Origin of the sequence: Streptomyces sp. NPDC006207 (assembly GCF_040613835.1) — a bacterium.
GTDB lineage: Bacteria > Actinomycetota > Actinomycetes > Streptomycetales > Streptomycetaceae > Actinacidiphila.
The window spans coordinates 12,307-38,248 of the sequence record NZ_JBEXSX010000005.1 but is presented as its reverse complement, the minus strand read 5'-3'; the positions used below and the strand labels follow the sequence as shown (position 1 = coordinate 38,248).

General features: G+C 73.4%; 21 protein-coding genes and 1 riboswitch. Of the genes, 8 read left to right on the top strand and 13 right to left on the bottom strand.

The window, feature by feature from the left end; all coding sequences use genetic code 11:
* Window positions 1-77 precede the first annotated feature (77 nt).
* From sucD to ABZ312_RS05150, 5 genes are all read right to left on the bottom strand, one after another.
* On the bottom strand, window positions 78-962 hold the full coding sequence (gene sucD / locus ABZ312_RS05170) for a succinate--CoA ligase subunit alpha (protein WP_499513515.1): 885 nt from the start codon (window positions 960-962) through the stop codon (window positions 78-80).
* A gap of 18 nt (window positions 963-980) precedes the next feature.
* Complete coding sequence (sucC, locus tag ABZ312_RS05165) at window positions 981-2,156, bottom strand: ADP-forming succinate--CoA ligase subunit beta (protein ID WP_500332128.1); 1,176 nt, start codon at window positions 2,154-2,156, stop codon at window positions 981-983.
* Window positions 2,157-2,498: 342 nt separating this feature from the next.
* Complete coding sequence (locus ABZ312_RS05160) at window positions 2,499-3,698, bottom strand: vWA domain-containing protein (protein ID WP_500332127.1); 1,200 nt, start codon at window positions 3,696-3,698, stop codon at window positions 2,499-2,501.
* Window positions 3,695-6,016: a DUF5682 family protein gene (locus ABZ312_RS05155; RefSeq protein WP_500436598.1), complete on the bottom strand. Its 2,322-nt coding sequence runs from the start codon at window positions 6,014-6,016 to the stop codon at window positions 3,695-3,697. Before ABZ312_RS05155 ends, ABZ312_RS05160 begins: the two co-directional genes overlap by 4 nt.
* A 5-nt stretch (window positions 6,017-6,021) precedes the next feature.
* Entirely contained in the window at window positions 6,022-7,110 is a 1,089-nt protein-coding gene (locus ABZ312_RS05150; RefSeq protein WP_500332126.1) for an ATP-binding protein, read from the bottom strand.
* A 165-nt stretch (window positions 7,111-7,275) separates the two neighbouring features.
* On the opposite strand from ABZ312_RS05150, the gene ABZ312_RS05145 reads away from it, so the two are divergent.
* Window positions 7,276-8,646, top strand: a complete 1,371-nt coding sequence (locus ABZ312_RS05145) for an SWIM zinc finger family protein (RefSeq protein ID WP_500332125.1) — start codon at window positions 7,276-7,278, stop codon at window positions 8,644-8,646.
* Between the two features lie 54 nt (window positions 8,647-8,700).
* The gene (locus ABZ312_RS05140) at window positions 8,701-10,242 is read left to right on the top strand and encodes a DUF5691 domain-containing protein (protein ID WP_500436510.1); all 1,542 of its coding nucleotides are present in this window, start codon (window positions 8,701-8,703) and stop codon (window positions 10,240-10,242) included.
* 74 nt (window positions 10,243-10,316) lie between these two features.
* On the opposite strand, the gene icmB is transcribed toward ABZ312_RS05140, so the two are convergent.
* The gene (gene icmB / locus ABZ312_RS05135) at window positions 10,317-10,730 is read right to left on the bottom strand and encodes a coenzyme B12-dependent isobutyryl CoA mutase small subunit (RefSeq protein WP_500328053.1); all 414 of its coding nucleotides are present in this window, start codon (window positions 10,728-10,730) and stop codon (window positions 10,317-10,319) included.
* A 241-nt stretch (window positions 10,731-10,971) separates the two neighbouring features.
* Between icmB and ABZ312_RS05130 the strand changes: the two genes are divergently transcribed.
* Together ABZ312_RS05130 and ABZ312_RS05125 are read left to right on the top strand one after the other, a co-directional pair.
* Window positions 10,972-11,790: an esterase/lipase family protein gene (locus ABZ312_RS05130; RefSeq protein ID WP_500436508.1), complete on the top strand. Its 819-nt coding sequence runs from the start codon at window positions 10,972-10,974 to the stop codon at window positions 11,788-11,790.
* A gap of 141 nt (window positions 11,791-11,931) precedes the next feature.
* A complete protein-coding gene (locus ABZ312_RS05125) occupies window positions 11,932-13,266 on the top strand; it encodes a M23 family metallopeptidase (protein WP_500436506.1) in 1,335 nt (444 codons plus the stop codon).
* A 100-nt stretch (window positions 13,267-13,366) separates the two neighbouring features.
* On the opposite strand, the gene pcrA is transcribed toward ABZ312_RS05125, so the two are convergent.
* Window positions 13,367-15,802 (bottom strand): DNA helicase PcrA, encoded by a 2,436-nt coding sequence (pcrA, locus tag ABZ312_RS05120; protein ID WP_500328056.1) that lies wholly within the window; start codon window positions 15,800-15,802, stop codon window positions 13,367-13,369.
* Between the two features lie 258 nt (window positions 15,803-16,060).
* Window positions 16,061-16,218: riboswitch (cyclic di-AMP (ydaO/yuaA leader) on the top strand.
* A gap of 8 nt (window positions 16,219-16,226) precedes the next feature.
* Here pcrA and ABZ312_RS05115 point away from each other — a divergent pair.
* On the top strand, window positions 16,227-17,339 hold the full coding sequence (locus ABZ312_RS05115) for a C40 family peptidase (protein ID WP_500328058.1): 1,113 nt from the start codon (window positions 16,227-16,229) through the stop codon (window positions 17,337-17,339).
* Window positions 17,340-17,370: 31 nt separating this feature from the next.
* On the opposite strand, the gene ABZ312_RS05110 is transcribed toward ABZ312_RS05115, so the two are convergent.
* The gene (locus ABZ312_RS05110) at window positions 17,371-17,724 is read right to left on the bottom strand and encodes a hypothetical protein (RefSeq protein ID WP_500328059.1); all 354 of its coding nucleotides are present in this window, start codon (window positions 17,722-17,724) and stop codon (window positions 17,371-17,373) included.
* Window positions 17,725-18,063: 339 nt separating this feature from the next.
* Here ABZ312_RS05110 and ABZ312_RS05105 point away from each other — a divergent pair, with 339 nt between their 5' ends.
* Window positions 18,064-19,131 carry a C40 family peptidase gene (locus ABZ312_RS05105; RefSeq protein ID WP_500328060.1) on the top strand — a complete coding sequence of 356 codons (1,068 nt, stop codon included), beginning with the start codon at window positions 18,064-18,066 and terminating at the stop codon, window positions 19,129-19,131.
* 18 nt (window positions 19,132-19,149) lie between these two features.
* Here the strand turns inward: ABZ312_RS05105 and ABZ312_RS05100 are convergent, their stop codons facing one another.
* Window positions 19,150-19,821 (bottom strand): LuxR C-terminal-related transcriptional regulator, encoded by a 672-nt coding sequence (locus ABZ312_RS05100; RefSeq protein WP_499513502.1) that lies wholly within the window; start codon window positions 19,819-19,821, stop codon window positions 19,150-19,152.
* Window positions 19,818-21,119 (bottom strand): PspC domain-containing protein, encoded by a 1,302-nt coding sequence (locus ABZ312_RS05095; RefSeq protein WP_499513501.1) that lies wholly within the window; start codon window positions 21,117-21,119, stop codon window positions 19,818-19,820. Before ABZ312_RS05095 ends, ABZ312_RS05100 begins: the two co-directional genes overlap by 4 nt.
* 109 nt (window positions 21,120-21,228) lie before the next feature.
* Here ABZ312_RS05095 and ABZ312_RS05090 point away from each other — a divergent pair, with 109 nt between their 5' ends.
* Both ABZ312_RS05090 and ABZ312_RS05085 read left to right on the top strand, forming a co-directional pair.
* Entirely contained in the window at window positions 21,229-22,482 is a 1,254-nt protein-coding gene (locus ABZ312_RS05090) for a PspC domain-containing protein (RefSeq protein WP_500436504.1), read from the top strand.
* Window positions 22,479-22,742, top strand: a complete 264-nt coding sequence (locus tag ABZ312_RS05085; RefSeq protein WP_500436502.1) for a hypothetical protein — start codon at window positions 22,479-22,481, stop codon at window positions 22,740-22,742. Before ABZ312_RS05090 ends, ABZ312_RS05085 begins: the two co-directional genes overlap by 4 nt.
* Here ABZ312_RS05085 and ABZ312_RS05080 read toward each other — a convergent pair.
* The 3 genes from ABZ312_RS05080 to guaA form a co-directional block, all read right to left on the bottom strand.
* Window positions 22,680-23,198: a DoxX family protein gene (locus ABZ312_RS05080; RefSeq protein WP_500328064.1), complete on the bottom strand. Its 519-nt coding sequence runs from the start codon at window positions 23,196-23,198 to the stop codon at window positions 22,680-22,682. The two genes, ABZ312_RS05085 and ABZ312_RS05080, sit on opposite strands and share 63 nt — an antisense overlap.
* 119 nt (window positions 23,199-23,317) lie before the next feature.
* Window positions 23,318-24,109 (bottom strand): class II aldolase/adducin family protein, encoded by a 792-nt coding sequence (locus ABZ312_RS05075; protein ID WP_500328065.1) that lies wholly within the window; start codon window positions 24,107-24,109, stop codon window positions 23,318-23,320.
* A gap of 90 nt (window positions 24,110-24,199) precedes the next feature.
* Window positions 24,200-25,783: a glutamine-hydrolyzing GMP synthase gene (guaA, locus tag ABZ312_RS05070; RefSeq protein WP_499513496.1), complete on the bottom strand. Its 1,584-nt coding sequence runs from the start codon at window positions 25,781-25,783 to the stop codon at window positions 24,200-24,202.
* Window positions 25,784-25,942 lie beyond the last annotated feature (159 nt).

Below are 25,942 nucleotides of genomic sequence, written 5' to 3'. Positions count from 1 at the left end.
GCGCCCGCGCACACGCACACGGGCCCGCCCCCCGGAGGGAACGGGCCCGTGTGCGTGCCTCCGTACGGAGGCGAGGATCAGCCCTGCAGGATGGCGCGCGCGAGGCGGGCCGTCTCCGACGGGGTCTTGCCGACCTTGACGCCGGCGGCCTCGAGGGCCTCCTTCTTCGCCTGGGCGGTGCCGGAGGAGCCGGAGACGATGGCGCCGGCGTGGCCCATGGTCTTGCCCTCGGGCGCGGTGAAGCCCGCGACGTAGCCGACGACCGGCTTGGTGACGTGCTCGGCGATGAAGGCCGCGGCACGCTCCTCGGCGTCGCCGCCGATCTCGCCGATCATGACGATCAGGTCGGTCTCGGGGTCGTCCTGGAACGCCTTCAGCGCGTCGATGTGGGTGGTGCCGATGATCGGGTCACCGCCGATGCCGACCGCCGAGGAGAAGCCGATGTCGCTGAGCTCGTACATCATCTGGTAGGTCAGCGTGCCCGACTTCGACACCAGGCCGATGCGGCCGGAGGTGGTGATGTCGGCCGGGATGATGCCCGCGTTGGACTGGCCGGGGGTGATCAGGCCGGGGCAGTTGGGACCGATGATCCGGGTCTTGTTGCCCTTGCTGCCCGCGTACGCCCAGAAGGCGGCGGTGTCGTGGACCGCGATGCCCTCGGTGATCACGACCGCGAGGCCGATCCCGGCGTCGATGGCCTCGATGACCGCGTCCTTGGCGAACTTCGGCGGGACGAAGATGACGGTGACGTCGGCGCCGGTCTTCTCCATGGCCTCGGCGACGGAGCCGAAGACCGGCACCTCGGTGCCGTCGAAGTCCACGCTGGTGCCGGCCTTGCGCGGGTTCACGCCGCCGACGATGTTGGTGCCCGAGGCGAGCATGCGCCGGGTGTGCTTGGTGCCCTCGGAACCGGTCATCCCCTGGACGATGACCTTGCTCTCCTTGGTCAGGAAGATAGCCATGATGTGGTGACCTGTCCCTTACTTCGCAGCCAGCTCGGCGGCGCGCTCCGCGGCGCCGTCCATGGTGTCGACCTGCTCGACCAGCGGGTGGTTGGCGTCGGTCAGGATCTGCCGACCGAGCTCCGCGTTGTTGCCGTCCAGACGGACGACGAGCGGCTTGGTGACCTCTTCGCCCTTGGACTTCAGCAGCTCCAGGGCCTGGACGATGCCGTTGGCGACCGCGTCGCAGGCGGTGATGCCGCCGAAGACGTTGACGAAGACGGACTTGACGTCCGGGTCGCCCAGGATGATCTCGAGGCCGTTGGCCATCACCTCGGCGGAGGCGCCACCGCCGATGTCGAGGAAGTTGGCGGGCTTGACGTTGCCGTGGCCCTCACCGGCGTAGGCGACGACGTCCAGGGTGCTCATGACGAGACCCGCGCCGTTGCCGATGATGCCGACCTCGCCCTCGAGCTTGACGTAGTTGAGGCCCTTGGCCTTGGCCGCGGCCTCCAGCGGGTTGGCGGCGGCGTGGTCGACCAGCGCCTCGTGCTCCGGCTGGCGGAAGTCGGCGTTCTCGTCCAGCGAGACCTTGCCGTCGAGCGCGATGACGCGGCCGTCGGCGACCTTGGCGAGCGGGTTGACCTCGACGAGGAGCGCGTCCTCGGAGATGAAGGTCTTCCACAGGGTCTGCAGGATCTCGGTGACCTGGTCGGCGACGTCGGCCGGGAAGGCGGCCGCCTCGACGATCTCGCGGGCCTTCTGCGGGGTCACGCCCTCGATGGCGTCCACCGGGATCTGGGCGACGGCCGCCGGGTTGGTCGCCGCCACCTCCTCGATCTCCATGCCGCCCTCGACGGACGCGATCGCCAGGAACGTCCGGTTGGCGCGGTCGAGGAGGAAGGAGACGTAGTACTCGGAGGCGATCTCCGGGGCCAGCTCGGCCAGCATGACCTTGTGGACCGTGTGGCCCTTGATGTCCATGCCGAGGATCTGACCGGCCTTGGCCACCGCGTCCTCGGGGTCCGACGCCACCTTCACGCCGCCGGCCTTGCCACGGCCACCGGTCTTCACCTGTGCCTTGACGACAGCCTTGCCGCCGAGCCGCTCCGCGACCTCGCGCGCCGCCTCAGGCGTTTCGATGACTTCACCGGCCAGCACCGGTACACCGTGCTTGGCGAAGAGGTCCCTCGCCTGGTACTCGAACAGGTCCACGCGCGTCCGTCCTTGGTTATCGCGGTTCGTTGTCTGCGTGCCGGGGCGGGTCGTCGCTGACGTCTTCGTAACGAACCATACGAACGGCCGTACGGGGGGCGCACACGTCGGCCGAGCACGCGGCATGTCCGTCTCGCAGGTTATCGCCGCGCGGGCGGCACGGGTAAATCCGAGATGGCGCGAGAGCGGTGAGAACGGTCACAGACCAGCCGTTCGGGGGGTTCCCGCGGCGGCGGGGACATGGGCGGGTCGCCCCGGCGGCGGCCGCCGGAGCGGGGTCCGCCGGGACGAGGTCCGCTCACCGAGGGTGGCGAGGCTGCTCCCAGCCGCCCGGTCCCGGCGTCACCCTCCAGGGGCAGGCTCGGGCACGGGCAGCGGCCGCTTCTCGATGGCGGCCGCCATGACCTCGGGGAAGAGATCCGGGGTGCAGGCGAACGCGGGCGCCCCCAGCTCCGCGAGCGCCGCCGCGTGCTCGCGGTCGTAGGAGGGCGCGCCCTCGTCCGACAGCGCCAGCAGTGCCACGAACTGCACACCGGACGCCTTCATCGCCGCGACCCGCTTGAGCATCCCGTCGCGTATGCCGCCCTCGTACAGGTCGCTGACGAGGACGACGACGGTCTCGGCGGGCCGGGTGATGAGGGACTGGCAGTAGGCCAGCGCCCGGTTGATGTCGGTGCCGCCGCCGAGCTGGGTACCGAACAGCACGTCGACGGGGTCGTCCAGATGGTCCGTCAGGTCGGCGACCGCCGTGTCGAAGACGACCAGCCGAGTGTCGATGCTGCGCAGGGAGGCGAGCACGGCGCCGAAGACGGACGCGTAGACCACGGAGGCCGCCATCGAGCCCGACTGGTCGACGCAGAGCACGACGTCCTTGCGCACCGCCTGCGAGGCCCGGCCGTGGCCGATCAGCCGTTCGGGGACGACGGTGCCGTGCTCGGGCAGGTAGTGCCGGAGGTTGGCACGGATCGTACGGTCCCAGTCGATGTCCCGGTGCCGCGGGCGGTGGACCCGCGCCGAACGGTCCAGCGCGCCGGTGAGGGTGGCCCGGGTCCGGGTAGCCAGGCGCCGCTCCAGGTCCTCCACGACCTTGCGGACCACCGCCCGCGCCGTCTCCTTCGTCGTCCCGGGCATCACCTTGTTCAGCGAGAGCAGCGTGCCGACCAGGTGGACGTCGGCCTCGACCGCCTCCAGCATCTCCGGTTCCAGCAGCAGCGCGGACAGCCCGAGCCGGTCGATCGCGTCGCGCTGCATCACCTGGACGACGCTGCTGGGGAAGTACCTGCGGATGTCCCCCAGCCAGCGCGCGATCTGGGGCGCCGAGCCGCCCAGCCCGGCGCTCCGCGGGGGCGGTGCACCGCCCCCGCCGTGCGGGGCGCCGCCGTACAGCGCCTCCAGTGCCTGGTCCATCGCCGCGTCCCGGCCGGTGAGCCGCCGGCCCGTGCCGTCGGCGGGTCCGCCGCCGAGCACCATCCGCCAGCGCCGCAGCCGCTCGTCGGCGTCCGCGCCCGTGCCTGTGCCTGTGTCCGTGCCCGTGTCCGTCATGCGTCGCGGCCCCCGTCCTCTCCGCCGGACCCGAGCAGCAGCCGTAGCGTGGACAGCGCCGCCTCCGCCCGTTCCTCGTCGAGCCCCGGAGCGAAGCCCGGCAGGCCCTCCCCCGCCGCCCCGCCGTCCGCTCCCCCGCCTCCCGGGCCGCGCCGCACCAGCTCCCCCACCGCGCGCCGCGCCCCCGGGTCGAAGCCGCCGAAGGTCCGCCGCAGCAGCGGCAGCACGTCGTCGAAGGCGGCCGCCGGCACCCCGGACAGCCAGCCGTCGACCAGCGCGAGCAGCCGCTCGTCGTGGACCAGCAGCATCCCGCCCCCGGCGAGGAAGCCCTCGACCCAGGCGGCCGCCTCCTGCGGCGCCGTGCCGTGCGACAGGGCGAGCCCCATCAGCCGGGCCACCTCCCCGGGCTCCAGGCGCGCGTCGTCGAGGAGCAGCCGTGCGGCGCTGCCCCGCAGCAGCCCCGGTACGCCGCGGTCGCGCACGGCCAGCCGCCGCAGCACACCGGCCCAGCGGTCGCGCAGCGCGTCGTCGCCGAGCAGGACCAGGGCCCGCTGCACCTCCGTGACATGAGCGCGCATCTCGGCGGCGCCGTCCGCGTCGAGCCCCGCGCACGCGGGCGGGAGCCCGACGCAGACGCGCTCCGCGAGCCCCTCGGCGACCTCGCGCAGCGCCCCCGCGTCCGTGCCCCGCACGTCGCCGTAGCGGAGGGAGCGCACCAGCGCGGGCAGTGCCTGGGCGAGGTGCGCGACGTCCACGTCGAGCGCCGCACGGTCGGCGAGCACCCGCATCACCGTCGGCAGGGCGTCGGCCAGCCCAGCGAGCAGGCAGCGTTCGGCGAGGCCCGTCACCTCGGCGAGCGCCCCCGCGTTCACCGCCGCTTCCTCGGCCCGGGCGGTGGCCGCGGACTCCACCGTGGTGCCCCACACCCCGGCCTCCGCGACCGCCACCGCGAGCTCCGGCTCCCAGCGCAGCCGCCAGCTCTCGCGGAAGGTGCCGGTGGCGGCCGTGCGGGACCGGCTCGGCTCGCCCCAGCCGACGCCGAGCATCCGCAGCCGGTGCAGCAGGCGGCTGCGTCCGGCGTCGGTGTCCTTGCGCAGGTCCAGGTCCACCTCCCTCTCCAGGGCCTCCGGCTTGATCCGCAGCCTGCGCTGCTCACGCGCCAGGTCGCGGGCGAGGGGCACCGCCGGCGCACCCTCGGGGACCTCGCCCAGCACGTCCCCCACCACCAGCCGGTCCCGGATCAGCGCCAGCGGCACGTCAGATCCGTCGCACATCACCGCCCGTACCGCGTCCGTGGTCTCGCCGAGCCCGGGCAGCGGACGGCCGCGCAGGGCCGCGAGGGTGCCGGCGAGCCGTACCGCCTCGATGACGTGCGCGGAGGAGACCGGGAGGTCCTCCTCGCGGAGCAGGCCGGCGACCTTGGTCATCCACCGGGCGACGGGCCGGTCGGTCGAGGTGAACAGATGGCGGTACCAGCCGGGGGAGTCGACGCCCGCCCCGTAGCCACTGGTCCGGGAGAGCCTGCGGTGCGTCCAGGGCACCCAGGTGACCTCCACCTTCGCCTTGGGCAGGCCCTTGAGCAGGGCCCGGTCGGCGGTGACCCGGCCGTCCCCGGCGAGCGCGGGCACGTGCCAGGCCCCGCACACCACGGCCACGCTCGCGTGCGCGCGGCGCGCCTCCCGTATCCGCAGCCGCATGTGGGCCTCGCGCACCGCGTCCTGCGGGTGCCCGCCGTCACCGTAGGTCTCGCGCAGCGCGCCCATGGCCTCGGCGAGCGCCCCGAACGCGGCCAGCGGGTCGCCGCCCCCCTCGCCGTCCCGGCCGCGGTGCTCGACGGCGTCCTCCCACCACCGCTCCGGGTCGTCGTGGCCGGCCGTGCGCGCCAGCACCGCGAGCGGGTCGATGCGCGCGTGCGCCGCCTCCGCCTCTCCTTCTCCCCCCTCTTCCTCTCCCCTTCCCTCTCCCTCTCCCTCTCCTCGCTCGTCGCGGAGCAGGAGCGAGTGCGCGGCGGGCAGGTCGATGAAGCGCACCGGCACCTCGCGTCCGGCCGCCCAGCGGATCGCCTCCCACTCGGGGGAGAACTCGGCGAAGGGCCAGAAGCCGGCCCGGGACGGCTCGTCGACGACGTGGGCGAGCAGCGCGACCGGCGGCCGCATCCCGGGATCGGCGGCGAGCGCCAGCACCGCGTCCGCCTCCGGCGGGCCCTCGACGAGCACGATCCCCGGCTGCAGCCGGTCGAGCGCGGCCCGCACGCCGCGCGCCGACCCGGGGCCGTGGTGCCGCACCCCCAGCAGCGCCACCCCCTCCGCGGCGGTCACGGCGGTCACGGGGTCACCTCTCGGCAGGCGCGGTAGAAGTCCTTCCAGCCCTCCCGCTCGCGGACGACGGTCTCCAGGTACTCCTGCCAGACCACGCGGTCGGCGGCCGGGTCGCGGACCACCGCGCCGAGCAGCCCGGCGGCGACGTCCCCGGCGCGCAGCACGCCGTCGCCGAAGTGTGCGGCCAGGGCGAGCCCGTTGGTCACCACGGAGATCGCCTCGGCCGTGGAGAGCGTGCCGGAGGGGGACTTCACCTTCGTGCGCCCGTCGGCGGTGACTCCGCCGCGCAGTTCACGGAAGACGGTGACCACCCGCCGGATCTCGTCCGCGCCCTCCGGGGCGGCCGGCAGTTCCAGCGAGCGCCCGAGCTGGCCGACGCGGCGGCTGACGATGTCGACCTCCTCCTCCACGGTCGCGGGCAGCGGCAGCACGACCGTGTTGAAGCGCCGGCGCAGTGCGCTGGACAGCTCGTTGACGCCGCGGTCCCGGTCGTTGGCGGTCGCGATCAGGTTGAACCCGCGCACCGCCTGGGTCTCGGTGCCCAGCTCCGGTATCGGAAGCGTCTTCTCCGAGAGGATGGTGATGAGGGTGTCCTGGACGTCCGCGGGGACGCGGGTCAGCTCCTCCACGCGGGCGATGCGCCCCTCGGCCATCGCCCGCATGACCGGGCTCGGGACCAGGGCCTCCGGGCTCGGCCCGTCGGTGAGCAGCCGGGCGTAGTTCCACCCGTAGCGGATGGCCTCCTCGGGCGTGCCCGCGGTGCCCTGCACGAGCAGCGTGGAGTCACCGCTGACGGCGGCGGCGAGGTGTTCGGAGACCCAGGTCTTCGCGGTGCCCGGGACACCGAGCAGCAGCAGCGCCCGGTCGGTCGCGAGCGTGCTGACCGCGACCTCCACGATCCGCCGTGGACCCACGTACTTGGGGCTGACGGCCGTGCCGTCGGGCAGCTCGCCGCCGAGCAGGTACGTGGCGACCGCCCACGGCGACAGGTTCCACCGGGCCGGGCGCGGCCGGTCGTCGGCCGCCGCGAGAGCCTTGAGCTCATGGGCGAACGCGTCTTCGGCGTGCGGCCGGAGTGCGGTGTCCACGGACATGGTTCTCCCCTGTTCTCACGCGGAGCGGATGGCGCGGACGCCCCGTCAGCCCCCCGCGGGGCGTCCGCGTTCCCACCATCGCGCACCCCACTGACAATCCCGTCCCGCCGTCAGGAACCCGCAGCTCAGGGCGGTTTGTCAGTGCCTGCCCGTAGCGTCGTGGCCATGGACGGGATGGACGGACAGCGGACGGAGCGGTGGACCGCCGACCAGGTCCTGGCACTCGCGCCCGACGCGTCGTCGCGCAAGGCCGGGACGGCGCTGGCGACGGCCGCCCGCTGGTCCGGGACGGGGTCCTCGGGCACGGCGGTGTGGGGGCTGTGCGCGGGCAGCGGCGGCACGCCGTACCAGACGGTGGTCGACACCGCGGGGCCCGCCTTCAGCTGCGGCTGCCCCAGCCGCAAGTTCCCGTGCAAGCACGCGCTCGCGCTGCTCCTGCTGTGGGCGGGGGGCGAGGTCGGGCCGGCCGCACACGGGGGCGGCCGGCCCGACTGGGTCACCGAGTGGCTGGACGCACGCCGCGCGCGCGAGGAGCGGACGCCCCCGGGCGGGCGCGGCACGTCCGGTGGCGGTGACCCGGAGGCGGCGCGCAGGCGGGCCGAGCGCCGGGCGGGGCGGGTGGCCGCCGGCGCAACGGAGCTGGAGCGACGGCTGGCGGATCTGCTGCGGGACGGCCTGGCGGGAGCGGACCGCGAGGGGTACCGGCGGTGGGACGAGACGGCCGCCCGCATGGTCGACGCCCAGGCTCCCGGGCTCGCCTCGCGGGTGCGCGAGCTGGGCGCGCTGGCGGGGTCGGGGGGCGACTGGCCGTCGCGACTGCTGGAGGAGACGGCGCTGCTGCATCTGCTGGCCCGAGGCTGTCTGCGGCAGGACGCGCTGCCCGCGCCGCTGGCGGCCACCGTCCGGTCCCGGGTCGGCTTCACGGTGGACTCGGCGGAGCTCCTCGCGGGGCCGACGGTGCGGGACCGCTGGCTGGTCCTGGCGCGGCACGACACCGCCGACGACCGTCTCACCACCCGCAGGACCTGGCTGCACGGGGAGGCCACCGGCCGTACCGCGCTGCTGCTGTCCTTCGGGGCCGCGGGCCGGGCGCCGGAGCCCGCACTGCCGGTCGGCCTCGGCCTCGACGCGGAGCTGGCCTTCCACCCGGGGGCCCGTCCGCTGCGGGCGGTGCTCGGGCCGCGGCACGACACGCCACTGCCCGGCCATGTGCCGCCGGGCGTGCCGGTCGCCGCGGCACTCGGCGCGTACGGGGAGGCCCTGGCCGACGACCCGTGGCTGGACGCCTGGCCGGTCGTGCTCGCCGGCGTCGTGCCGATACCGGGCGGGACGGGCTGGCAGGTGGCGGACGCGGACGGCAGCGACGCCGTCCCGGTCGCGGCGGGCGGCGCCGGTGCCGGAGCGGGGCTGTGGCGCCTGGCGGCGGTCTCCGGCGGCCACCCGGTGACGGTGTTCGGCGAGCTCGGCCACCAGGGCTTCCGGCCGTTCACGGCCTGGGCCGGCGCGGGCGCGGAGCCGGTGCCGCTGACGGTGTGATCCCGGCCGGGCTCCCGCGGGCGGCCGCACGGAGACGACGACGAAGGAGGACCGATGACGACGACCTGGGCCGACCTGGTCGGCACCGCGCTCCTCGGCACCGACCGCAGGGGCGGCGCACCCGAGGAGCTGCTGGACTCCGCCGCGCTCGCCGTCGTACGGCGCCGCGCCGGAGCACGGCCGGCAACGGCGGGGGCACGGCCGGCCACGACGCCCCACGACCCGCGGCCGCCGCTGCCCGAGGCGGCGCGACGGCGCCTGTCCCTGCTGCTGGCGGACCGCTCGGCCGGGGGCGGCGGGGGCAGCCGGCGTGGCGCCGCCCCCAACCTCGCCGAGCTGCTGCCCCAGTGGCTCGCCGTGGCCAACGCCCGCGGCTGGGCGGCCCCGCCGGAGCTGCTGCCCGCGCTGCTGGACGCCGCCCGCGCACGCACCGACCTGCGGCCGGACGCCCTGGCGCTGGCGGGACCGCGCGGGCTGTGGCTGGCGGAGCTGAACGCCGACTGGCGGTTCGCGCTGCGCGCCGGGGCGCCGGGCGTCGTGCCGGACACCGGTGACCCGGGCGCCGTGCGGACGCTGTGGGAGGAGGGGCTGTTCGCCGAACGGGTGGCCTTGCTGTCCCGGCTGCGGGCCCGCGATCCGCGGCAGGCGCTGGAGCTGCTGCGCTCGGGATGGGCCGCGGAGCGCGCCGAGGACCGGCTGATGTTCCTGGACTCGCTCCGCGAGGGCCTGTCGCCGCAGGACGAGCCGTTCCTGGAGCAGGCCCTCACCGACCGCAGCCGCAACGTGCGGGCCACCGCCGCGGAACTGCTGTCGGCCCTCCCCGGCTCCGCCCTCGCCGCCCGGATGGCCGCACGGGCCAGGACGTGCGTCGCGTGGGACCCGGGAGGCGGCCGGATCGGGGTGGAGGCGCCGTACGAGTGCGACGCGGCCATGGAGCGCGACGGCGTGGTGGCGATACCGCCCGCCGGGCGCGGGGAGCGGGCGTGGTGGTTCGGCCAGGTGGTGGACGCGGCGCCGCTCGTCACGTGGCGGGAGCGGTTCGCCGGCCGGACGCCGGAGGAGATCATCGCGCTGCCGGTCGCGGACGACTGGCAGGCGGATCTGCACGCGGCGTGGTGCCGGGCCGCGGTGCGCCAGGGGGACACGGCCTGGGCACGCGCCCTGCTGGGGCCCACCCCGGCGCCCGCGACGGCGGTCAGCCCCGTCGGGGACCCGGCGAAGCTGCTGTCGATCCTCCCGGCCCCGGAACGGGCGGAGTGGGTGGCCCGCTTCATCGCGGCGCACGGCCTGTCGGAGGCGTTCCAGATGCTCGCGGTCTGCGCCGTGCCCTGGGCCGAGCCGCTGGGGGCGGCGGTGGTGGACGCGCTGGACATCGCGCGGGACGCGGGCAGCTACCCGTGGAGCTTCAGCGGGGTGATGGGCCTGGCCGAACGGTGCATGGACCCCGCGGAGGCCGACCGGGCGGCCCCGCTGGCCGCGATGCCGGCCGAGTCCGCCGACACCTCACCGGGCGCCGGGGCGTACTGGGCGGAGGCCTTCCAGCGACTGGTCGGCACCTTGCGCCTGCGGGCCGCGATGCTGGCGGAGCTCGCCTGAGCCGGCGACCGGGAGCGGGCTACCGGGAGCGGGCGGCGGTCCGAGCGAAGGGCCCGCACCGCCGCCCGTGACGATCAGGCTTCGGCCGGATGGCGGATGTTGTCGTTCACCCAGGTGACGACGTCGCCGGTCGACGTGCCCGGGGTGAAGATCGCGGCCACGCCCAGTTCCCGCAGCGGGGCGATGTCGTCCTCGGGGATGATCCCGCCGCCGAACACCTTGATGTCCTCCGCGTCACGCTCCCGGAGCAGCTCGATCACCTTGGCGAACAGCGTCATGTGGGCTCCGGAGAGGATGGACAGCCCGACGGCGTCGGCGTCCTCCTGGATCGCGGTGTCCACGATCTGCTCGGGCGTCTGGTGGAGACCGGTGTAGATGACCTCCATGCCGGCGTCCCGCAGCGCTCGCGCGATGACCTTGGCCCCGCGGTCGTGGCCGTCCAGGCCCGGCTTGGCGACCACCACACGGATCGGTCCGGACACTCCCATCGCTGCCTCCATACACGATTGCTGCGCTCAGCGGGCACATGTGTGAACGAACGTTATCGCCAGCATCCCCCGTGCGGACAGTTTCACGAAGGGCCCCGAGGGGGAAATCACACATGGGACACGTTCACGTTAGAAACGCGTTCGGCCCGTGGCCGTCCTTCGTTCAGCAGGCGACACGGGCCGTCGCGTTCTCGGCGCACGGGGGACAGGGCCGTCTCCGTGTGCCCACGGGAGGTAGGCCATGGGCGTCCTGTCTTTCGGTGTCGGAGACCGCTTGGTGCGCCAGGCGGCCTACGTACGAGCCGCGGCGATCGAGATCGCCATCCTGACCGGTCACGTTTTCCTCTACCCGACCGGAATCTTCCAGGAGCGCGGGCCGCAGTCGGCGGCCGGCGACTCCGAGGCGCCGCCACGCCTCCCCACCGCCGGCCGCAGCCATCCCCCGGTGCTCCTGCTGCACGGCTTCGTGGACAACCGTTCGGTGTTCGCGATGCTCCGCCGGTCGCTGCGACGGCACGGCTGGCCGCATGTGCAGGCGCTCAACTACTCGCCGCTGACCTGCGACATCCGTACGGCGGCGGCCCTCCTCGGACGCCACGTCGAACAGATCTGCGAGCAGACGGGGCACCGCCAGGTGGACATCGTGGGCCACAGCCTCGGTGGGCTCATCGCCCGCTACTACGCCCAGCGCCTGGGCGGCGACACACGGGTGCGCACCGTGGTCACCCTGGGCACCCCGCACGCCGGGACCCGCGCCGCGCCCCTGCTGAACCCGCACCCGATCGTCCGCCAGATGCGGCCCAACTCCGACCTCATCGAGGAACTGGCCAAGCCGGCGACCGGCTGCCATACCCGTTTCGTGGCGTTCTGGAGCGATCTGGACGAGCTGATGAGCCCGGTCGAGGCCGCCCGCCTCGACCACCCGGACCTCATCGCCCGCAACGTCCACGTCGCGGGGGTCGGGCATCTGACCATGCCGGTCCACGCGGCCATCGCCGCCGGCATCCGGCAGGCGCTGCTGGGCGAGGAGCTGGCGTCGGGCGCCGTGGACGCCGCCTGACGGCCTTGCCCCCATAAGCATCGAAAGGCCATCGAACACAAGGCATCGGGGATACCCGAATCCCGCCGAAGATTGTGGGCGTCGCCCGCTGGGGGATACAGTCGCCGCTAATTCTCCTGCTGCCGAGGCGAAAGAGAAGCGGTGAACGACCGTCATCCGGCGGGGTACGCCCCCGAGTACAGCGGCTATGGGTACGAGGGGCATTCCGACGCCTCCTACGCGCCCATGGGCGCCGCTCACGCGGATGACGATCCACTCTTCGGCTCCTGCCAGGGCTACCCCGCCTACGACACGGGGTCCTACGCCACCGTCTCGTACGACACCACCTCGACCGGCTACTGGCCCTCGGGGCAGGCCGCCGGCACCGCCGCCTACGGCGACCACGTCGGCACGGCCACCGGCACCTGGTACCCGGACGCCACGCAGGCGCAGCAGGCGGCGGCCTACGACTACCCGCAGTACGAGCACACGGCCGTCCACACCGCCTACGAGGAGCCCGAGGCCGCTCACGCCCACGCTCCCGAGCCCGCCGCCTACGAGCAGCCGGACCGGTACGGGACCGGGACGTACACCCAGGAGCACTACGAGGCCGACCAGTACGAGCCGGAGTCGTACGAGGCCGAGCAGTACGAGCCCTACGAGCCCGACGCCCACGACACCGCCGAGGACGACGCGGAGGCGGACCCGGAGCACGACGCCGAGGACGGCGCCGCCCCGGCCGCCCTGCCGCGCCCGCGCAGCGGGAACGGCGTCGGGAGCCGTCGGCGCCGCCCGGCCCGGCGCTCCGCCCTGCTCACCGTCGCCGTCCCCTCCGTGGCGGTGATGGGCGTCGCCTGCGCGGCCGCCGTCACCGTCAACACCGACGACCCCGACAGCAGCCGCACCCAGGCCGACGGCGTGCCCGAGGCGGCCAACGCCCCGACCACGAAGCTCGACCAGCAGCTCGCCGGCGTGAACCGGGACGTCGACGACTTCACCGACCGGGCCAGCCGCAACCAGGAGCGCATCGACCTCAAGGAGCGCCAGGCGCTGGAGCGCGCGAAGAAGGCGGCGGAGGCGGCCCTCAAGGAGCAGCTGCGCCCCAAGTTCCTGCTCCCGGTCAAGCAGCACGGCCTGAGCGCCTACTTCGGTCAGGCGGGCGTGAACTGGATGTCGGTCCACACCGGCATCGACTTCCCGGTGGACTACGGCACGCCGGTGATGGCCGCGACCGACGGCGTCGTGCGCACCCAGTGGAACAGCGCCTACGGCAACATGGCGATAGTGACCGCCCCCGACGGCACCGAGACCTGGTACTGCCACCTGAGCAGCACCAAGATCCGCTCGGGCTCGGTCAAGGCCGGCGAGGTCATCGCCTATTCCGGCAACTCGGGCAACTCCACCGGGCCGCACCTCCACTTCGAGGTGCGTCCCGCGGGCGGCGCGGCCATCGACCCGCTGCAGTGGCTGCTGAAGCACGGGATCGACCCGCGCTGAGCCCGGGCGGGCCCCGCCGGAGCGGGACCGGGGCCGGAAGCGGTCCCGGAACCGGGCCCGGCCCGGACGAGGCCCGGGCGAGGACCGTTCCTGAAGCCCGCTAGAGCTTCTCCACCGGCGCGTACCGCAGCAGCAACACCTTCGGCCGCTCGTCGCCGAAGTCGATGGTGGCCTTGGCCTTCTCCCCGCTGCCGTCGACCGCGACGACCGTGCCCAGCCCGAACGTGTCGTGCGTGACCCGGTCACCGACCGCCAGCGAGATGACCGGGCGGTCCTGGGTGCGCCGCGTCGCGAATCCGGAGGGCCCGCTCTTCGACGGGGAACGCGACAGCATCGAGGCCGCCGCCGACACCGAGGCGGAGGGTGCCGCGGAGGCGCCCGTGCGCTTCCAGTCGATGAGCGGCTCCGGGATCTCCTCCAGGAAGCGCGAGGGCGGGTTGTACGAGGGCTGGCCCCAGGCGCTGCGCATGGTCGACCGCGTCACGTACAGCCGCTGCCGCGCCCGCGTGATGCCGACGTAGGCGAGCCGCCGCTCCTCCTCCAGCTCCTTGGTCTGGCCGAGCGCGCGCATATGCGGGAAGACCCCGTCCTCCATGCCGGTCAGGAAGACCACCGGGAACTCCAGGCCCTTGGCGGTGTGCAGGGTCATCAGCGTTATGACGCCGCCGCCCTCGTCGTCGTCCGGGATCTGGTCGGAGTCGGCGACCAGCGCGACCCGCTCCAGGAACTCCGCGAGCGTGCCGGGCTCCTCCTCGGTGCGCTCCTGCTCGAACTCCAGTGCCACCGCCGCGAGTTCCTGAAGGTTCTCGATGCGGGTCTCGTCCTGCGGGTCGGTGGAGGCCTGCAGCTCGGCCAGGTAACCCGTGCGCTCCAGCACGGCCTCCAGGACGGTGGCGGGGCCGGCGCCGGAGTCGACGACCGTGCGCAGCTCCTCCAGGAGCTCGTTGAAGCGCTTGACGGCGTTGACCGAGCGCGACGCCATGCCGAAGGCCTCGTCGACCCGGCGCAGCGCGGCGGCGAAGGAGATCCGCTCGCGCGAGGCCAGGGCGTCGACCATGGCCTCGGCGCGCTCCCCGATGCCGCGCTTGGGCACGTTGAGGATGCGGCGCAGCGGGACGGTGTCCTCGGGGTTGGCGAGCACGCGCAGGTAGGCCAGGACGTCCCGGACCTCCTTGCGCTCGTAGAAGCGGACACCGCCGACGACCTTGTAGGGCAGGCCGACGCGGATGAAGACCTCTTCGAAGACACGGGACTGCGCGTTGGTCCGGTAGAAGACCGCGACCTCGCCGGGGCGGGCGTCGCCGGCGTCGGTGAGCCGGTCGATCTCGTCGGCGATGAACTGCGCCTCGTCGTGCTCCTGGTCGGCGACGTAGCCGGTGATGACCGGGCCCTGGCCGGCCTCCGTCCACAGGTTCTTGGGGCGGCGGGAGGCGTTGCGCTCGATGACGGCGTTGGCGGCGGTCAGGATGTTCTGGGTGGAGCGGTAGTTCTGCTCCAGCAGGATCGTGCGGGCCTGCGGGTAGTCCTCCTCGAACTGGAGGATGTTGCGGATCGTGGCACCGCGGAAGGCGTAGATGCTCTGGTCGGCGTCACCGACCACGCACAGCTCGGCGGGCCCCTCGCCGCCCTCGTCCGCGTCACCGGTCCCGACCAGCTCGCGCACCAGGGTGTACTGGGCGTGGTTGGTGTCCTGGTACTCGTCGACCAGGACGTGCCGGAACCGGCGCCGGTAGTGCTCGGCGACGTCCGGGAAGGCCTGGAGCAGGTTGACCGTGGTCATGATGATGTCGTCGAAGTCGAGCGCGTTGGCCTCGCGCAGCCGCGACTGGTACATCGCGTAGGCCTCGGCGAGCTTCTTCTCGAAGGGGTTCTCGGCCTGGTCGGCGAAGGTCTCCTCGTCGATGAGCTCGTTCTTGAGGTTGGAGACCTTGGCGCTGAAGGACTTCGGCGGGAACTGCTTGGGGTCCAGGTCCAGGTCGCGGCAGACCAGGGCCATCAGCCGCTTGGAGTCGGCCGCGTCGTAGATCGAGAAGCTCGAGGTGAAGCCGAGCCTCTTGGACTCCCGGCGCAGGATGCGGACGCACGCGCTGTGGAAGGTGGAGACCCACATCACGTTGGCGCGCGGGCCGACCAGCTGCTCGACCCGCTCCTTCATCTCCCCGGCGGCCTTGTTGGTGAAGGTGATCGCCAGGATCTGGCCGGGGTGCACCTTGCGGGCACCCAGCAGGTACGCGATGCGGTGGGTGAGCACCCGGGTCTTGCCCGAGCCGGCACCGGCGACGATGAGCAGCGGGGAGCCGGTGTGCTCGACGGCGGCACGCTGCTGCTCGTTGAGCCCCTCCAGCAGCGCGGACGGGTCGACGACCGGGCGGGGGGCGCCGTCCCGGTAGTACGCGTCCCGGTCGACGGGCGCGTCGAAGCGCCCCTCGAAGAGGTCGTCGGGAGCCGTGTCGGGCTCGTCCTCGGGAGGCGGCGGGGGCTCCTCCTCCCTCGGTTCGAGGCCGGCCAGGAAGCTGTCGTCAAAGAGGCTGCTCATCGCCTCCCGAGTCTAGGGCGTGGGACGGACAGCGGTGCGCCGCTTGCCCCAGCCCGCGCCCCAGCCCGAGCCCGAGCCCTCCGCGGCACGGCCCGTCGCCGCCCGTGGCCGTCCGTGGCGGCCCGTGGCGGCCCCGCATGGTGAAGGTCACGAAATGATTGCGGACAATTCGAACACCAGGGTTCCCACGGACCCCCGCAGTTGACTACCGTGCCGCATCAGGCGGTCCGCTCCATGCGGCGGCGACCGTGCCGTCACGGGCCGCCTCCGCTGAGTCCGGCGACCGCCGGAGCCGGGGACCCACGACCTTGGGGTGAATCGGTCCGTACGAGCGCAGCGCGCCCGCACGGCCCGTAGGGCGGCCTTCCGAAGCCCGAACCCGACAGCTAACCCGGTAGGCGGTCCACGGAAGGAGCCGCCTGACTTGGCGACGCACCGCAAGCCGCGCCCGCGCGCGCTGACCGTCCCCGGCCCCCGGGCCGCGGTGGGGCTCACGACCGCCGCGCTGGCGACCGTCACCCTCTTCGGCGAGAGCGCGAGCGCGGCGCCCGCCTCACCCGACAAGCCCTCCATCACCGAGGTCAAGGCCCAGGTCGACAAGCTCCACCACCAGGCCGAGGCCGCCACCGAGCGCTACAACGGCGCCAAGGAGCAGACCGAGCAGCAGCGGGCGCGCGCCGACGCGCTGCTGGACCAGGTGGCCCGCAGGACCGAGACGCTCAACTCCGCCCGCCGCACCATCGGCGAGTACGCCGCGGCGCAATACCGGGGCGGCGGCCTGGACGGGACGACGAGCTTCCTGCTCACCTCCGACCCGCAGCAGTTCCTGGACCAGGCGCACCTGATGAACCGCCTGTCCGACCGCCAGGAGCACGCGCTGGAGACCTTCCGCTCCGAACAGGCGGAGACGACGGCCAAGCGCGCCGAGGCGGTCGAGAGCCTGCAGAAGCTGACGGACGCGCAGCGGCGGCTGAACGCGGAGAAGACCACGGTCAAGCAGAAGCTCGCCGCGGCGCAGAAGCTGCTGAACAGCCTCACCGCCCAGGAGAAGGCACGGCTGGCGGCGCTGGAGAAGAAGCGGCAGGAGGAGGCCGCCGCGAAGGCCGCGGAGATCGCCGCCAAGGAGAAGGCCGCGCAGGAGGCGGCCGGGGGGTCGGGCTCGACGGCCCCGGTGTCCGGCACCTACGCCGCCAAGGCGGCCAAGGCGATCGAGTTCGCGCGCGCCCAGCTGGGCAAGCCGTACGTGTACGGCGCCACCGGCCCCAACTCCTACGACTGCTCGGGCCTGACCCAGGCCGCCTGGGGCGCCGCGGGCGTCTCGATCCCCCGCGTCACCTACGACCAGGTCGACTTCGGCAGCCGCGTCACCGCCGACCAGCTGCAACCCGGCGACCTGGTCTTCTTCTACTCGGACGTCACCCACGTCGGCCTCTACATCGGCGGCGGCCAGATGATCCACGCCCCCCACACCGGGACCGTGGTGAAGATCGCCCCGATCACGGAGATGCCGATCTACGGCTACGCCCGGATGGCCTGAGCCCCCGCCCGGCCCGTCGCCTCGGCCGGGCTCAGGTCCACAGCACCGCGATGAAGATGTTGGCGGTGGTCAGCGCACCCACGGTGCCGAAGGCCGCCGCCGGCACCTTCTCCTCGTCCCGCTTGACGTAGACCAGGCCGAGGATCACCACCAGGATCGCGAGCTTCACGCCGATCTTGACGTTGTTGACCGGCTGGTCGTCGGCCTGGTTGAGGCCGACCAGCAGCGCGCCCGTGACCAGCATGGTCAGTGCGCCGTGCAGCATGCCCGGCACGAACCGGGCCTCGCCGCGGCCCATGGCCTTCATCTGGGTGAGGAAGCCGCCCAGCAGCGCGGCGATGCCGATGATGTGCAGGCCGACGATCAGGTTGATGAGTACGTCCATGGCTCAGGACCCTAGTCAGGCTCGTACCAGCACTCGGCACCGAGGTCGCCCTCTTCCGTCATATCGGTCACGGCCGGACCGCAAGTGACCAGGTCACCCGTCGAACAGCGGTCATCCGCGGGCAGTCCGCGGCCGAATCGGACCAGTCCCGCACAGTCCGGAGCCCGCTCACGGCGTCCAGGTTTAGCGTCCTGCCCCAGGTGGCCGATCCCCACTGCCGCGAGGACCCCGTCCCCGGCACGGCCGCCCCCGCCGAAGGTCCGGCGGTGGACGGCTCCCCGTCCGCCCGCCGCCGGACCGCAGGGGGGCGTACGGACAGCCCGGAAGGAGTGACGGCGCGTGGCGTCGCACAGAAGGCCCAAGGAACGCGGCCTGGCAGGCACGACCGCGCGCACCGCAGCCGGTCTCGCCCTGGCGGGCGCGGCCTCCGTGACGGTGTTCGGGGAGGCCGGGCACGCCGAACCCCGGCTGACCACGGACGAGGCCAGGGCCCGGGTGGACCGGCTGTACGAGGAGGCTGAGCAGGCCACCGAGCGGTACAACGGAACGAAGGAGAAGGCGGACACGGCCACCGGGCGGATCGAGCGCCTCCAGGACGAACTCGCCCGCAGGACCGAACGGCTCAACGTCACCCGCGACGGCCTCGGCTCCCTCGCCACCGCCCAGTACCGCAGCGGCGGCATCGACCCCGCCGTCCAGCTGGCCCTCGCCTCCTCCCCCGGCGACTACCTGGAGCGCGCCGGGATGCTGGACCGGATGAGCAGCCGCCAGAACGCCGCGCTGCGCGCCCTGTCGGCCCAGCGGCGGGGCATCGAGCAGCTGCGCACCGAGACCGAGGGCGAGCTGGCGGAACTGCGCGGCACCCGCGCCGAACTCGCCCGCCACAAGCACACCGTGGAGCAGCGCCTGGCCTCCGCGCGGCAGCTGCTCGGCCGTCTCACCGCCGCCGAGCGCGCCGAGGTGCTGTCCTCCGGGGGCCACGGTTCCGCCGACCCGGCCCGCGCCGGCCGCAGCGCCACCGGCTCCCGCGCCGGGCTGGCGCCCGCGGCCGCCCCCAACGCACGCGCCGCCCGTGCCGTCTCCTTCGCCTACGGCTCCCTCGGCCTGCCCTACGTCTGGGGCGCCACCGGGCCCTCGGCGTACGACTGCTCGGGCTTCACGCAGGCCGCCTGGCGGTCGGCCGGGGTCTCCCTGCCGCGCACGACGTACACCCAGATCAACGCGGGCACCCGGATCTCCCGTTCCCAACTGGAGCCCGGCGACCTGGTGTTCTTCTACTCGGGGATCAGCCACGTCGGCCTCTACGTGGGCAACGGCATGATGATCCACGCCCCCCGCACCGGTGACGTCGTCAAACTCGCCCCGGTCGACCAGATGCCCTTCGCGGGCGCCACGCGTCCGGCGTGACGCCCGCGCCGCGGGACCTCAGACCAGCCGGCGCGCGGTCGCCCAGCGGGTGAGTTCGTGCCGGTTGCTGAGCTGCAGCTTGCGCAGCACCGCCGAGACGTGCGACTCGACCGTCTTCACCGAGATGTAGAGCTGCTTGGCGACTTCCTTGTACGCGTAGCCGCGCGCGATCAGCCGCAGCACCTCGCGCTCACGCTGGGTCAGCCGGTCCAGGTCCTCGTCGACCGGCGGGGCGTCGGTGGAGGCGAAGGCGTCCAGGACGAAGCCGGCCAGCCGGGGTGAGAAGACGGCGTCGCCGTCGGCGACCCGGAAGACCGAACTGACCAGGTCGGGGCCGGTGATGGTCTTGGTGACGTAGCCGCGGGCGCCGCCGCGGATCACCCCGATGACGTCCTCGGCGGCGTCGGAGACCGACAACGCCAGGAAGCGCACGGGGTGTTCGGCGCCGACCATGAGGCCCGCGCAGCGCTTGAGGACCTCGACCCCGCCGCCGCCGGGCAGGTGGACGTCGAGCAGGACGACGTCGGGCCGCGTCGCGGTGATGACGGACACCGCCTGGTCCACGTCGGCGGCCTCGCCGACCACGTCGACCCCGGTCCGCTCGGTCTCGCCGATCTCGGCCTGCACCCCGGTGCGGAACATCCGGTGGTCGTCGACGAGGACGACCCTCACGCGTCGTTCCGTGCTCATGACGACCTCCCTGGTCCCTGGGCCCTGTCCATCTCCAGCTCCACTTCCGTCCCCCCGCCCGGCGCCGAGCGCAGCCGCGCCTCGCCGCCGTTGCGCCGCATCCGGCCGATGATGGACTCCCGGACGCCCATCCTGTCCGACGGTACGTCGTCGAGGTCGAAGCCGGGTCCGCGGTCGCGGACCGACACGAAGACCCTGCTCTCCTCGACCTCCGCGTACACCTGCACGGGCTCGTCCCCACCGTACTTGGCGGCGTTGACCATGGCCTCGCGGGCCGCCTGCATCTGCGCCACCAGGCGTTCGTCGAGCGGGCAGTCGCCCACGCACACCACTTCGACGGGGACGCCGTGCGCGTCCTCCACCTCGGCCGCGGCACGGCGCACCGCCTCGGCGAGGGTGGCCGGCTCGTCCTCCTTGCCGTTGCCCTCGGGCCGGTAGAGCCAGGCCCGCAGCTCCCGTTCCTGTGCGCGGGCCAGCCGGGCGACCTCGCGCGGGTCCTCGGCGTGCCGCTGGATGAGGGTCAGCGTGTGCAGCACGGAGTCGTGGACGTGTGCGGCGACCTCGGCCCGCTCCTGCGCGCGGATGCGGGCCAGACGCTCGGCCGACAGGTCCTGGGTCATGCGCACGAGGTACGGTCCGGCGATCAGCGCCACGCCGACCAGGACGGCGAGCGCGGCCTGGAGGATGGTCCCCAGGTGGCTGACCGAGCCCTGCACGACGAGGAAGCCGGTCACCCCCACGCCGACGAGGATCACCCCGGCGGCGCCGCGCGCGAACGGCAGCAGCCTCCTGCGGCGGCTCAGCTCGGCCCAGCGGGCCCGGCGGGCGTTGTCGGCCTGCCGCCACACCAGGGCGACGCCGAGCCCGATCAGCAGCAGCGGCCAGACGTAGGCGTTGGCCCTGCCGAGGTTGAGGTTGTCCAGCAGGATGCCGAGGCCGATGGCGAGCGCGATGAGCGCGACGATCTGGCCCCGGTCCGGCCTGCGCCCGGCGAGCCAGGAGCGGGCGTCGCGCGGCTCCTTGGCCTCGACCACCCCGCCGACGCCCAGCGGCACCACGAACCAGAAGACCGCGTACAGCAGGATGCCCAGGCCCTGGATGGTGGCCAGGACGACGAAGACGACGCGCACCCAGGCCACGGGCAGTCCGAGGTGCCCGGCCAGCCCCCGGGCGACGCCGCCGATCATCCGGCCCTCGGAGCTGCGGTAGAGCTTGCGGACCGGGGATCCGGCCGGGTCCGGCGGCGCGAAGTACGACGCCCCGTTGGGTGGGCTGGTCGGTGGTCCGGCGGCTGGCATGTCCCGATCGTCACACGTTTCGCGCACGGTGGGTATCAGGGTTGGCCCCCATGCGGGGTCAGGGTCGTTCCGGATACCGGCACACGTCCCGGCCCGCCACCATGGAGCCATGACGGAGCAGCACACGGAGACGGAGGCGGCCGGGGCACCGCCGGGCCGGCGGCTGGCGCGGTGCCGCGAACGGAAGGTGGTCGCCGGCGTCTGCGAGGGCGCGGGACGGTACTTCGACATCGACCCGGTGGTCTTCCGGATCGTGCTCGGCGTGCTGGCGCTCACCGGCGGCCTCGGGCTGGTGGCCTACGGCCTGGCGTGGCTGCTCGTCCCGCTGGAGGGGGAGACCGAGAGCGAGGCGCACCGGCTGCTGTCCGGCCGGGTGGAGGGGACCGCGCTGACGGCGGTGCTGGTCGCGCTGGTCGGCTGCGGGCTGTTCCTGTCGATGCTGGGCAGCGGCGGGAACCTGGCCTTCTCCCTCGGACTGCTGGCGGCCTTCGCCGGTGCCGTGTACTGGTCGGTGCACCGGCGCCAGGCGACCGAGGCGCCCGCCCAGCCGGTCGCGCCACCACCGACCCAGCCGCCGCCGCAGCCCGCCACGGCAGCGTGGTGGAAGGAGACCTCGGTCGAGGACGCGCCGGCCGTGCCGGGGCCGGGCGGCTACCTGTGGGGGCCGGACGACGGTCCCGCGGACGTGGAGCGCGACCGCCGCGAGTGGCGGGACCGGCGCCGGGCGGTGCGGCGCGAGGGCGCCTGGCTGGGCGTGGTCGTGTTCTTCGCGGCGACGGCGGCGGCCGCGGCCGGCCTGGCCGCGTCCTGGTCGTCCCAGCCGCTGGCCACCGGCGTGCAGATCGGCCTCGGTTCGGCGCTGGCCGTCTTCGGCCTGGGCTTCGTGATCAGCACCTGGTGGGGGCGGCTCGGCGGCGGCACCGTCTTCACGGTGCTGCTGACCGCCGCGCTGCTGGTGGGCTCCACGACGCTGCCGCGGTCGGTCGGCACCGACTGGAAGCAGCGCACCTGGACCCCCGCCACGCTCTCGGCGGTGCAGGACTCGTACGAGCTGGGCACGGGCCGGGCGACGCTGGACCTGTCCGGGCTCCAGCCGGGCGGCCGCACCGTCACGACGCGGGCCGAGGTCGGGGCGGGACAGCTGGTGGTCAGGATCCCGGAGGACGTCACGCTGCGGATGCACGTCCAGGTGGGCGTGGGCGACGTGCAGTTGCCCGGCGAGAAGGATAAGGACATCGACGTCCAGCCCGGACTGGACCGGAAGGTGACCCTGGACCCGGTGGACGGCCGGAAGTCCGCGGGCACGGTGGAACTCGACGTGGAAGTGGGCGTCGGACAGGTGAAGGTGGTGCAGTTCCCGTGAGACGGCATCGGTTCGCGCCCGCGGCGCTCCTGACCGGCCTGGTCCTGCTGGGACTGGCCGCGGTGTTCCTGCTCGACGCCGCCGGCGAGGTGTCGCTGTCCCCGCACGCCGCGGTGCCCCTGACCTGTGCGGGTCTGGGGCTCGCGGCGCTCGGCGCGGTCACCTCCCGGATGCTCCGGGGGCGGAGCGCCCGGCGCTCAGGCCAGGCCGCGCCGTCCCCGGCCGCGGCGTCCGGCGATCATCGCGTCGACGGACAGTAGCGGGGCGCCGGCGAGGACCAGCGGCAGCCAGGCCATCAGGTAGGCCAGGTCGTTGCCGTAGTAGTACGGCTGCGTGGCCCAGCTGACGGTGAGCCACAGGCTCAGCGAGATGAGCGCCCCTCCGAGGGCGGCGATCCTGCTGAGCAGGCCGACCAGCGTGCCGACGCCGACGGCGATCTCGCCGAAGGCGATCGCGTAGCCGAAGCCGTGCGGGTTCTTCAGGGCCAGGTCGACCATGGCCGGGATCGCGGCGCTGTCGCGCACCGCGTTCAGGGTGCCGACGAGCGAGCCCGGGGCGCCGTCGGTGAAGAAGCTGTCGGACATCAGTTTGTCGAAGCCGGCGTAGACGAAGGTCACGCCGAGGAAGATGCGCAGCGGCAGCAGGGCGTAACGCCGTGCCGTGTCCCGCCACGGTCCCTGACTGGGGTACCGCTCCGTGTCTCTCGTTCCGCTCATGCCCGTTGTGCCCGTCACGCTCATGACGTCCGCCCTCTCGCACACACCCGCCGTGGATCCCCTCCCGGACCGATTCTCCAGGAGCGCCCTAGGAGATACGTAGGCGAAGCGGCCGTCGTTCAATCAAAAAGCTCTGGATTATCGCGGGCCATCCGTTCATAGGTGGGCTGGTAGTTGATCCAGGCGACCAGATCGTGTCCCAATTGCTCACGCGTGGCGATCGCGTCCTCGTGCGCGATCCACACCGGCTTGCCCGCCGCCTTCGCGCTCAGCTGCACCTGGCAGGACTTCTCCATCGTCATGAACCACCACGCCGCCGCGTCCACGGTCTCGCCGACCGTCAGGAGCCCGTGGTTGCGCAGCACGACCGCCTTGTGCGCCCCCAGGACCACCGCGATGCGCCGCGCCTGCGCCTCGTCCACGACGACCCCGGTGTAGGCGTCGAACAGGGCGTGGTCCTCGTAGAAGGCGCAGGCGTCCTGGGTGATCGGCTCCAGCCGCTCCCCCAGCGCGGCCAGCGCCCGGCCGTAGGTGGAATGGCTGTGGACGACGGCCGTCGCGTCGGGCCGTGCGGTGTGCACGTGGGCGTGGATGGTGAAGGCCGCCTGGTTGACGTGGTGCCGGCCCTCGACGACGGCGCCGTACTGGTTGACCAGGATCACCTCGCCCACGGTGAGGTGCCGGAACGGCACCCCGAAGGGGTTCACCCAGTAGTGGTCCGGCAGCTCCGGATCGCGCACGGTGATGTGCCCCGACACCCCGTCCTCGAACCCCAGCTCCGCGAACGCCCGCAGCGCCACCACCAGCCGCTCCTTGCGGTGGCGGCGTTCCTCCGCCGGGTCCTCGAAGGTCGGCGGGAGGGCGAAATGGAGCCGATCGGGCGGTACGGGCTGCGGCACGGTGTCGGTCATGGCGCGGAAGTTACCCCGAGGTACCGCAGATGAACAGGGGCGATACCAGGTTTCCCCGGTATCGCCCCAAGCCTGCCCCACGCCGGGGGGCTACTCCCACTCGATGGTGCCCGGGGGCTTGCTGGTGACGTCCAGCACGACGCGGTTGACGTCGGCCACCTCGTTGGTGATCCGGGTGGAGATCCGGGCCAGCACCTCGTACGGCAGCCGCGACCAGTCCGCGGTCATGGCGTCCTCGCTGGAGACCGGGCGCAGCACGATGGGGTGGCCGTAGGTGCGGCCGTCGCCCTGCACGCCCACCGAGCGGACGTCGGCGAGGAGGACCACCGGGCACTGCCAGATGTCGCGGTCGAGACCGGCGGCGGTCAGCTCCTCGCGGGCGATCGCGTCGGCGTCGCGCAGCAGGTCCAGGCGCTCCTTGGTGACCTCGCCGACGATGCGGATGCCCAGGCCCGGCCCCGGGAAGGGCTGGCGCTGGACGATCTCCTCGGGCAGGCCGAGCTCCTGGCCGACCATGCGGACCTCGTCCTTGAACAGCTTGCGCAGCGGCTCGACGAGCTGGAACTGCAGGTCCTCGGGGAGGCCGCCCACGTTGTGGTGGGACTTGATGTTGGCGGTGCCGGTGCCGCCGCCGGACTCCACGACGTCCGGGTAGAGGGTGCCCTGCACCAGGAACTCCACCGACTCGCCGTGGGCGCCGGCCTCGGCGACGATCTCGCTCGCGGCCTGCTCGAAGACCCGGATGAACTCCCGGCCGATGATCTTGCGCTTCTCCTCGGGGTCGGAGACCCCGGCGAGCGCGGTGAGGAAGCGCTCCTGCGCGTCGACGACCTTCAGCTGCACGCCGGTGGCGGCCACGAAGTCCTTCTCGACCTGCTCGGACTCGCCCTTGCGCATCAGGCCGTGGTCCACGTAGACGCAGGTCAGCTTCTCCCCGATGGCCTTGTTGACCAGGGCCGCGGCGACCGCGGAGTCCACGCCGCCGGAGAGGCCGCAGATGGCGCGCTTGTCGCCGACCTGGGCGCGGATCGCGGCGACCTGCTCCTCGACCACGTTGTGCGTGGTCCAGTCGGGGGCGATGCCCGCGCCGCGGTAGAGGAAGTGCTCGAGCACCTGCTGGCCGTGGTCGGAGTGCAGGACCTCGGGGTGGTACTGGACGCCGTAGAGCTTCTTCTCGTCGTTCTCGAACGCGGCCACCGGCACCAGGTCGGTGGAGGCGGAGACGGTGAAGCCCTCCGGGGCGGCGGAGCAGGTGTCGCCGTGCGACATCCACACCGACTGCTCGGCCGGGGTGCCCTCGAAGAGCGTGGAACCGGTCTTGCCCACGTGCAGCGGGGTACGGCCGTACTCGCGCGACCCCGTGTTGTCGACGGTGCCGCCGAGGGTGATCGCCATCAGCTGGAAGCCGTAGCACATGCCGAAGACGGGGACGCCCGCCTCGAACAGGGCGCGGTCCAGCCGCGGGGCGTGCTCGGCGTACACGGACGAGGGGCCGCCCGACAGGATGATCGCCGCGGGCCGCTTGGCCAGCATCTCCTCGACCGGCATCGTGCTGGGCACGATCTCGCTGTAGACCCGGGCCTCACGGACGCGGCGGGCGATGAGCTGGGCGTACTGCGCCCCGAAGTCAACGACGAGGACGGTGTCGGGGGCGGCTGGGGTCGCTGATGCCACGGTGGGCCTTCCGGCGGTGTCGAACGTGGGGTCCCTGCCGATTCTACCGGGGCCCACGGCTTTACTTCCCCGGCCCGGGGGCGCAGACTGTGCCGCATGCTCCACGGCACGCGCTTCGCGTTTACCTATGGCACCGGCTGGTCCGGCTGCCATGGTCGT